Here is a 7,688-nt window from a genome sequence, read left to right on the forward strand (position 1 = left end):
TCAATCGGTCTTGGGATCGCGCACCAGATAGTCGCCGAGCGCCAGGCCGATATGGACGACGACGAGCGCGATCAGGCCGAAGGCGAGCCAGGCATGGCTGAGCAGCAGCAGCTCGGCATGGCCCGCCTCCGGCGACCGGATCTCCGGCAGCGAGAGACCGAACAGCAGCTGCCGTGCCCCATAGCTGGAGGCACCGGCCCAGCCCAGCAGCGGCACTACCAGCAGGCCGAGATAAAGCAGCGCATGGACCGGCCGGCTGGCGGCACCCTTCTGCCAGCGCGCCGTGATCTGCGCGAACAGCCGATAGCCTATGCGCACCAAGACGAGGCAAAGCAGCAGGGCACCGGCGGTCTTGTGGCCAAGATAGAGAAGATCGGCAGCCGGTCCCTGGCCGAGCTGCTTCATCGTGACGCCGGTGGCGAACAGGCCGAGCACCAGAGCCGCCGTCAGCCAGTGCAGCACCTTTGCGGCGAGTGGCAGCGACGGCCCGTCTGCCATGTCCGTCCCGGGCTTCGGAAACGCGATGCTCATGCGCCCGCAACCTCCCTGCGCCGGATGAACCCGTCGACTGCCTGCCGGAGTTCCGCTGCCTGCCGGTCGAGATCGGCCGAAGCCGTGGTGACCGCGCCGGCGGTCTGGCGCCAGCTCGCCAGCGTGCCTGCAAGCTGCTCGACCTGTTCGGCGACGAGCCGGACATCGCCCGCCGTCCGCGTCGTGGTCTCGCTGATCGAGCGCGAGCCGACATCCTGGCGGGCGGTCAGCTCGGCGATCGAGAGAGCCGCCTTGTCGACCTTCTCGACCGAGGTCACCAGCGCACCGACCCGCAGGGTGATGCGCTGGGCCGCGATGGTGATCTGGCTCAGCCCCCTGCGAACGTCGTCGGTCGCCTCGGCGGTGCGGTGCGCGAGCTGCTTCACCTCGCCGGCGACGACCGCGAAGCCCCTGCCCGCCTCGCCGGCCCGTGCCGCCTCGATCGTGGCGTTGAGCGCGAGCAGGTTGGTCTGGCTGGCGACGGTGCCGATGATGTCGATGACCTGGACGATCTTGCCGACGGCATCGCTGAGCACGACCGTGTCGGCGGTCGCCTCCTCGACCAGCGCCTTCGCCGCATCGGCAACATCCGAGGTGCGCTGTGCCTCGCTCGCGGCTGTGGCCAGCAGCGAGGACACTTCGGTGATCGCTCCGGCGACATGATCGACATGGCCGGAGACGCGCTGCGTCGATCGCGTCGCCGCCCCGGCCCGCTCATCGACGACGCCGGAGAGCTGCGCGAATTCGCCGGCGGCCTGCGACAGCCGGGCCGCATGCTGCTCCAGCGCCTGCGCGATCGCCGCGATCCGCTCCTGGAAGGCGCCGTTGCGCGCCTGGGCCGCTTCCTGGCGCGCGACCTCGCCCGACAATGCGCTCACGCGCGCCTCGACAGCCTCCTGCTCGGCCTGCAGCCCGCGCTGATGCGCCAGCAGGGCGCGGCCGAGCATGCCGATCTCGTCGCTGCGCATCGCGAGCATCTCGAGCCCGCGCTCCTTGCGGTTCTCCGCCAGGGCCCGCGCCATCTCGCTGATCGGGCGGACCAGCCAGCGGTGCTCCAGCCTGACGATGAAGACGAGGCTGAACAACCCGAGCAGCGAGAGCAGCACCTTGTTCTGGTGGGCGCTCTCGACATGCTGCGACAGGTCGGCACTCAGCCGGCCGATCTCCTCGCCGAGCCCGCGCCGCAGGGCCGAGCGCCTGTCGGCGATCACCCTGAGCTCGGCTCGCGCCGTGGCAATGTCCGCGGCCTCGCGCATCGCCCTGGCGCGCACCGCGATCACCTGCGTATCGGCCTGCAGCTTGCCGTCGAGCCGGGTGGCGATGTCCTCGGCCGCGATCGCGAGCACCTCGAGATCGGAGGATTCGGGGCGGACACCTGAGAAGATCGCGACGCTGATCCGCTCGAACAGCATGGTCGTCGCTTCGAGGCGGCTGGCGAGATCGCTCTGGGCCGTCAGGCTGCGAGTGAAGGCTTCGAGCTTGCGCGAACCGATCAGCTCGGTCGCGACATACAGGCAGGACAGCGCGCCGAGCAGCACACCCCACAGCGCCAGGCGCTGTCCGACCGTCGCCTTGAAAGTCCTGGGAAACATGCCCGCCCGCCCGAAAGCCGGAGCGGACAATCTCATACACGCCTGAAGGAGGCGTTAACTACGAAAGCACGCAAAAAGGGCGCCGTTTCCGGCGCCCTTGGCAATCTCGATAAGCGACGAGCCTCAGAGCTTCTCGACCTGGCTGTATTCCAGCTCGACCGGCGTGGCGCGGCCGAAGATCGAGACCGCGACCTTCAGGCGGGCGCGGGCGTGGTCGACATCCTCGACGACGCCGTTGAACGAGGCGAACGGGCCGTCGGCGACCTTCACCTGCTCGCCGACCTCGAACACCACGGTCGGCTTCGGCCGCTCGATGCCCTCGGCGACCTGGCCCTTGATCCGCATAGCCTCGTGCTCGGGAATCGGCATCGGCTTGGCCTTGTCGGCGCCGAGGAAGCCGGTGACCTTGGGTGTGTTCTTGATGAGGTGATAGACCTCGTCGGTCATCTCGCACTTCACCAGGACATAGCCCGGGAAGAACTTGCGCTCGGTGTCGACCTTGCGGCCGCGGCGGACCTCGACGACCTTCTCGGTCGGGACCAGCACTTCATCGAACTTGTCGGAGAGGTTGCGCTGCGCGGCCTGATCCTTGATCGACTGCGCGACCTTGTTCTCGAAGTTGGAATAGGCGTGGACGATATACCAGCGTGTGCTCACGTTCTTGCTTCCGTTCAGCGCGCGAGGATGAGGCCGAGGCCCCAACGGATGACCGTGTCGGTGAAGAGGAAGAACAGGCTCGACATGAGCACCATCAGCAACACCAGGCCGGTGGTGATCAGCGTCTCGCGGCGCGAGGGCCAGGTCACCTTGGAGGCCTCGCTGCGCACCTCCTGCAGGAACTGGAAGGGATTCGTCTTCGCCATCGGGCTCGTCACCTCGGTTCCGGATCGCCGCTTTCGGGCAGCGATTCGGCGGTCCTGAAAGATTCGCGGCGCGGGGCTCAGGGAGCCGCGCGCCGTCGTTAGGGGCTTCTTACAACGCTCTTGCCCGCTCGCCAAGCGGCTTCTTGCGCGCCGCGGCGATGCGCGCGCTCGGCGCCGGCCTCACTGCCCCGCGGCTTCCATACCCTTTGCCGTCAGGACGCGCATGGCCGCCTCGCTCCGCAGGAAAGCAAGCAAGGCCCGGGCGCCCTCCGGCTGCGGGCTCGCCGCGCCGAGGCCGCCGGTATAGGTCGTGTAGTTCTGGATTTCGGCCGGCAGCGGCCCCACCAGCCTCGCCCCGGGGACGGCCAGGATCTCGCTGATCTGGTGAATTGCCAGATCGGCCTCGCCGGTGACGAGCCGCTGCGCAACCAGGCCGCCGGGCACCAGCATCGCCTTGGCCTTGATCTCCTCGGCGATGCCCATGGTTTCGAGCAGCTTCGCGAAATAGATGCCGCTGGAGCCGCCGGCAGCCGGGTCGATATAGGCGACCTTGCGGGCGGCGAGCAGCGCCGCCTTGAAACCCGCCATCGTCGCGATGTCGGGACGTGCCTCACCGTCCTTGACCGCGACGCCAACGGCGGTGCGCGCCAGATCGGACGCGGTGCCCGCGGCGATCTTGCCCTTGTCGATGAGATCCTTGACTGCGGCCGGTGTCAGCACGGCGACGTCGAAGGTCTCACCCGCGCTGATCCGGCGCTGCAATCCGCCGGCCGTGTCGTTGTCGATGATCAGCTTGTGTCCGCTCGACCTTTCGAACTCGGCGGCAACGGCCAGCACGACCGGCTTGAAGGCGCCGGCCGTCAAGACCTTGATGTCAGCTGCCCCGGCAAACCCCGAGGTGAGAATGCTGGAAAGCGCGAGCGCTGCGACCCGGATGCTTGAAAACAGCTTCATCGACAATCTCCGGCGGCATGCGCCAAGGCATGCGGGACGGCGCCGGAGCGTAAAGCCCACCGCTCGCGTGCAAAGCTGGCATCGGCGAAGCCGAGGTCACGTTCTCGCGAGACGGGAGGGTACGGAATAAGGGGCTGCGCCGCTGGGGGAGACCGGCTCGATCGCCAGCCGATCGCTGGCGCAGAGACAGGCGGCATCGCCGCGATTTGCGGCTGGCAGGGGCGGTAGGGCTCGAACCTACGACAACCGGTTTTGGAGACCGGTACTCTACCAACTGAGCTACACCCCTGTAGCGCCGGTTGCTTAGCCCGAACCCTATCCGCTTTTCAAGTCGAAATCGCAACCGCCCTGTTCAAAGTTGACTCAAATCGTCAGCCAGTCGCGCCAAGGCCTTGGCGTAGCGGGACATTGCGCTGCGCGCCGGCGGATGCGCCTTGGCGCAACGAAAAGGGCGGCGTCGCCACCGCCCTTTCAAGCTCCGCCGCGGGAGCGGCCTATCGTTCATTTCGGTAGGCGGCCGATGATCTTCTGCTTGCCGTCGACCACCTCGGCCAGGAAGCTCTCGCGCTGGACGTCGCCCTTCGCGTCGAAGCTCGTCTCCATCAGGATGCCGGGCTCCTCCTCCGGCTTGATCGTCGCACCGTGCAGGGTCGCTGCGACCTTGGTCGGCTCGAACTTGCCGAGCTTCTCCGTCGCCCATTTCACCGCATGCACGGCCATGTAGCCCTTGATGCCGTTGTGGTCGGGCACGAACTTGAAACGTGCCTCGAAGCGCTTGCCGAACTCCTGCAGAGCGGGGATCGGCGCATCGACGGTCTGGCCGACATGGCCGCGCACGCCATCGGCGGCCTTGCCGGCGAGCTCAATCACCTTCTGGCTCAGGATCGTGGTCTCGCCGATCACCGGCTTGCCGACATTCTGGTCGCGCATCGCCACCAGCAGCCGGGCGCTCTCCTCCTCGTTGAGGTAGACGAAGACGGCATCGACCGCAGCGTTCTTCACCTTGATCGCCTCGCCGGCGAAATCGGCCTGGCCCTGCTCGGTCGAGAGATCGACCGGCACCTCGATGCCGCGGCTCTTCAATTCCTTCACGATGGCCTCGTGCCCGCCCTTGCCGAAATCGTTATTGACCCAGACCACGGCGACCGACTTGGCCTTGACCTGGTCCTTCAGGTAGGCGGCGATCTTCGGCATCGCCGCCGACTGGCTGAGCGAGGTCCGGAAGATGAAGGGATTGCCCTGGGCGGTGTAGGCCGTGCCGTCGCCGGCCGCCAACTGCGCGATCTCGGCGCGCTGGGCGATCTGCATCGAGGCCATGATCGAGCCGGTATAGACCGGCCCGAGCACCGCATGAGTGCCCTCGTCGATCGCGCGCTGCACGGCGGCGCGGGCATTGGCCGGGTTGGTCTGCGTGTCATAGGCGACCATGTCGATCTTGCGCCCGAGAATGCCGCCCTTGGCGTTGATCTCCTCGACCGCAAGCTCGATGCCGCTCTTCCAATTGGTGCCGGCGGTCGCACCCGGTCCGGACAGTTCGGCGATGGTGACGAGCTTCACCTTGTCCTGCGCCAGGGCTGGCGTTGCCGCCAGGGCAAGCGCAAGGACGGCGGCTTTCACTGCGATGGTCATGGGGCTCCTCCCGAGCTTCGACGGCCGTTACAGGCTCTCGCCCAAGAGCATAGGCTCTAGGACACTGTATGCAAGATGATTTAGTGGCTACTGACAGTCACCCTCACGCCGCCATGATAAGCGGAGGTCGTCCCGGGCGTAGCGAAGCGAAGACCCGGGACCCATTCCGGAACCTCTACCGGAAAGGCTCAGGAATGGATCCCGGATCGGCGCCGCTTCGCGGCTTGTCGGGGATGACGAGGCGGCTAGTGCAGGCCGCTTGCCGCTTGAAACCGACACCTCAAATCGGTCTGTCAACTCAACCACGTACCGCGCCGGTGCGCAGCACATCGGCATAGGCGTGCCAGGCCCGCATGATGTGCCGGTGCAGGATCGAGTCGAGATCGGCCAGGCGCCCGGCCGCGAAGGCCTCGACCATCTGGTGGTGCTCTGCCATCGAGCGCTCCTGCTCGCCTTCCAGCGGGACCGAGAGATGCGTGCGCAGCGCCGCGACGCGGCCGGAGACCCCGCGATAGGCGTTGCCGAGATAGCGGTTGCCGCAATGCTGGAAGAAGACCTCGTGGAAGACGGTGTCGGCCCGGGCATAGTCGCGGCGGCTGCCGTTCGCCTGCGCCGTCTCCATCGCCAGGAGGGCGCCCTTCATCGCGGCGAGAGCCGCCTCGCGCGCCTTGCTCATGCATTCACGCAGCGCCTGCGTCTCCAGCATGTAGCGGAAGACGCAGAGCTCGGAGACGTCCTCCTCGGTCGGCGCGAAGACGAAGGTGCCCTTCTTCGGCACGATCGTCACCAGCCCCTGCAATTGCAGCCGCGCCAGCGCCTCGCGCACCGGCGTGCGGCTCACGCCCAGCGCCTCGCTCAGCGCTTCCTCCGACAAGGTCTCGCCAAGGCGCATCTCGGCGTCCACGATCGCATCGCGCAGGCGCTCCTCGACGATGGCGACCAGCGATTTCGGCTGCTCGACCTTGAGATCAGGCATAGGTGTCACGACCCAGGAAGGCCTCGTAGCTCGGCAGATCGAGCATGGCAGGCTCCAGCCCGCGCGTCGTGCCCGTGCGCTTGAGCTCGCGCGCGAAGGCCGCCATCATATGGGCGTAGGCCAGCGTCGAGGCCACCGGATAGCTCAGCAGCTTGAAGCCGAGCCGCTCGAAATCCGCCGCCGTCAATGGCGGCACCCTGCCCTCGACATAGTTGAACATCAGCGGTGCCGCGATCTCGCCCAGCGCCCGCTTCATCTCCTCTTCCGACTGCAGCATCTCCAGCAGCACGAGATCGGCCCCGGCCTGCGCATAGGCCTTGCCGCGCGCGATCGCCTCGTCGAGGCCGAGCGGCAGCCTGGCATCCGAGCGGCCGATGATCAGGAAGTCGGGATCGCGCCGGGCCGCGACAGCGATGCGGATCTTCTCGGCATGCTCCTCGGGCGTCACCAGCGCCAGCCCCTTCATCGCGCCGCAGCGCTTGGGCGTGACCTGGTCCTCCAGATGGATCGCGGCGACGCCGGCCGCCTCGTATTCGGCGACGGTGCGGGCGACGTTGTTGAGGTTGCCATAGCCGGTATCGGCGTCGGCGATCAGCGGCACCTTGATCGCCGCGGCCAGGGCCCGGCCGCGCGCCACCATCTCGGTCATGGTCAAGAGGCCGATATCGGGCGCGCCGATCAGGCTGGCGGAGAGGCCGTTGCCGGTCATGTAGACCGCTTCGAACCCGGCCTGCTCGATCGCTCTTGCGCCGATGGCGTCATGGCAGCCGGGCGCGACGACGAGGCCGGGCTGGCGCAGCCTGTCGGCGAGCGAATGGCGGGGACTCATCGCGTTCTCCAGTCCGTATGCAAGATACAGGAAGCTGGCACGATCCTCATCGTGAAGCCAGTGCCGCCGTCGCGATCGTCACCGGAAACGAAAAAGGGCGGCGTTGCCGCCGCCCTTTCCATAATTGTCGCGGAGCCGAAGCTTACGCGATGATCGAAGCGACGACGCCTGCGCCGCAAAGTCTGCGGTTTCCGCGGACGTCGTTGCCGCTTCGATCAAGCAATGATCGAAGCGACGACGCCTGCGCCGACGGTGCGTCCGCCTTCGCGGATGGCGAAGCGCAGCTTCTCTTCCATCGCGATCGGGACGATCAG

General features: G+C 67.2%; 9 protein-coding genes and 1 tRNA gene. All 10 read right to left on the reverse strand.

Translation table 11 applies throughout. From position 1 onward, the window contains the following. A complete protein-coding gene (locus BMZ21_RS29660) occupies positions 1–531 on the reverse strand; it encodes a cytochrome b (protein ID WP_091843793.1) in 531 nt (176 codons plus the stop codon). Continuing rightward, positions 528–2,123 (reverse strand): methyl-accepting chemotaxis protein, encoded by a 1,596-nt coding sequence (locus tag BMZ21_RS29665; RefSeq protein WP_158673446.1) that lies wholly within the window; start codon positions 2,121–2,123, stop codon positions 528–530. Before BMZ21_RS29665 ends, BMZ21_RS29660 begins: the two co-directional genes overlap by 4 nt. Positions 2,124–2,246: 123 nt before the next feature. Beyond that, complete coding sequence (gene nusG / locus BMZ21_RS29670; RefSeq protein ID WP_091843800.1) at positions 2,247–2,780, reverse strand: transcription termination/antitermination protein NusG; 534 nt, start codon at positions 2,778–2,780, stop codon at positions 2,247–2,249. 14 nt (positions 2,781–2,794) lie between these two features. Continuing rightward, entirely contained in the window at positions 2,795–2,986 is a 192-nt protein-coding gene (gene secE, locus BMZ21_RS29675) for a preprotein translocase subunit SecE (RefSeq protein ID WP_091843803.1), read from the reverse strand. 180 nt (positions 2,987–3,166) lie between these two features. Beyond that, the gene (locus tag BMZ21_RS29680) at positions 3,167–3,940 is read right to left on the reverse strand and encodes a molybdate ABC transporter substrate-binding protein (RefSeq protein WP_091843807.1); all 774 of its coding nucleotides are present in this window, start codon (positions 3,938–3,940) and stop codon (positions 3,167–3,169) included. A gap of 213 nt (positions 3,941–4,153) precedes the next feature. Then, a tRNA-Trp gene (locus BMZ21_RS29685) sits at positions 4,154–4,229 on the reverse strand. Between the two features lie 212 nt (positions 4,230–4,441). Continuing rightward, positions 4,442–5,569, reverse strand: a complete 1,128-nt coding sequence (locus tag BMZ21_RS29690) for an ABC transporter substrate-binding protein (protein ID WP_091843811.1) — start codon at positions 5,567–5,569, stop codon at positions 4,442–4,444. Between the two features lie 298 nt (positions 5,570–5,867). Beyond that, the gene (locus BMZ21_RS29695) at positions 5,868–6,545 is read right to left on the reverse strand and encodes a GntR family transcriptional regulator (protein ID WP_091843814.1); all 678 of its coding nucleotides are present in this window, start codon (positions 6,543–6,545) and stop codon (positions 5,868–5,870) included. Next, positions 6,538–7,374 carry an isocitrate lyase/PEP mutase family protein gene (locus BMZ21_RS29700; protein ID WP_091843818.1) on the reverse strand — a complete coding sequence of 279 codons (837 nt, stop codon included), beginning with the start codon at positions 7,372–7,374 and terminating at the stop codon, positions 6,538–6,540. The genes BMZ21_RS29695 and BMZ21_RS29700 overlap by 8 nt, the downstream gene beginning before the upstream one ends. A 215-nt stretch (positions 7,375–7,589) precedes the next feature. Continuing rightward, positions 7,590–7,688, reverse strand: a 99-nt coding sequence (locus BMZ21_RS29705; protein WP_143079824.1) for an EF-Tu C-terminal domain-related protein, incomplete at its 5' end; no start/stop codon positions are given.

Source organism: Allobosea lupini (genome assembly GCF_900109525.1).
Taxonomy (GTDB): Bacteria; Pseudomonadota; Alphaproteobacteria; order Rhizobiales; family Beijerinckiaceae; genus Allobosea; species Allobosea lupini.